At 69.6% G+C, this 1,475-nt stretch carries 1 protein-coding gene; it reads left to right on the top strand.

Translation table 11 applies throughout. The features are described 5' to 3' along the window. On the top strand, positions 1 to 1,176 hold a 1,176-nt coding region (locus VFO25_09370; protein HET9343107.1), incomplete at its 5' end, for an IS110 family transposase. Between the last annotated feature and the right edge of the window lie 299 nt (positions 1,177 to 1,475).

The raw sequence follows: 1,475 nt of genomic DNA on the forward strand, positions 1-1,475 counted from the left end.
CTGGGCCAGACCGTATGGAGTGCCCGGCGCCTCGCTCGTAAGTTGGCGCGGGTTGCCGTCGGGAGTGGCCCGGCGGTAGAGCCGCAATTACGGGAGGCGCCGGTTATGGGCGAAGGTAGCTGGGTCGGACTCGATGTGCACGCTCGCTCGGTGGTCGCGGGCGTGGTCGATGGGGGGAGCGGCGAGGTGCGGTCGCTGCGGCTGCCGCCGGGTGGTGATGCGACGGTCGCGTGGCTGCAGACGTTGCCGACGCCGGTTCGGGTCGTGTACGAGGCGGGGCCGACCGGGTACCGGCTCGCGCGTGCGTGTGCCGAGGCGGGGATCGACTGTGTTGTGGCGGCGCCGTCGCGGGTCCGAGCTGCAGCCGATCGGGTCAAGACCGACAGGCGTGATGCCGAGCGGCTAGCGAGGCTGCTGCGACTCGGTGAGATCACTCCGGTACGCGTGCCCGCGCCGGAAGAGGAGGCAGCGCGGGACCTCGTTCGTGCACGTGAGGATGCGCGCTGCGATCTGATGCGGGCTCGTCATCGGCTCTCGAAGCTGCTGCTGCGGCATGGGCTGGTGTACGACGCGACCGCTTGGACACGGACACATGACGCGTGGCTTCGCCGGCAGCGGTTCGACGGCGGGCCGCTTGCGGTCGTGTTCGACGAGTGCTACGGCCGCATGCTCGACGCGAAGAGCAGACGGGACGCGCTCGACAAGGCGATCACCGAGCTCGCCGCGATGCCGCCCTACGTCGATGTTGTCGAGCGGCTCGTCTGTCTCCGCGGCGTTTCGACGCTGACGGCGTTCGCGTTGACCGTCGAGCTCGGCGACTGGCACAGGTTCCGACCCGAGTCGCTCGGCCCGTTTCTCGGGCTCACTCCGAGCGAGTACTCAAGCGGCGAGCGGCGCCGTCAAGGCGGGATCACCAAGGCCGGCAACAGCCACGTACGCCGGCTGCTGATCGAGGCCGCCTGGCATCAACGCCGCCCGCCCCGTCGGAGCGTCACGCTCGAACGCAGACGCAACGGCAAGCCTCTCGCCCTACAAGCCCACGCGGAGCGCAGTACCCGCCGGCTGCACGGACGCTGGCACGCGCTCGAAACTCGAGGCAAGCCCCGCTCGATCGTCGTCGTCGCCGTCGCGCGCGAACTCGCCGGGCACTGCTGGGCACTCGCGACGATGCAGTAGCCGCCACGATCAACGGCTCGGCGAGGAGAGCGCACCGGCGCAACGACGCGAGGAGCGACCCGAGAGAACACTGTGAGCGGCCCCCACCGGGCCACGCTCGACGCCAGAGAACGGCACCGCTCCTCATCTCGCACACCCGGTCATGCGGCACCAACCCGCGCATATGAGTCGCGACACAGACGTCGACGACAGCCGATGCGCTCCCCCCGCCGACACCGAACCCCACAAACAGCGGGGCAACTCACCCCTGGGCGGTTGACAGAGCGCACTCCATATGAGTGTTCCGGAATGACCCCTGA

This window comes from Candidatus Eremiobacteraceae bacterium (genome assembly GCA_035710745.1).
Classification (GTDB): domain Bacteria; phylum Vulcanimicrobiota; class Vulcanimicrobiia; order Eremiobacterales; family Eremiobacteraceae; genus JANWLL01.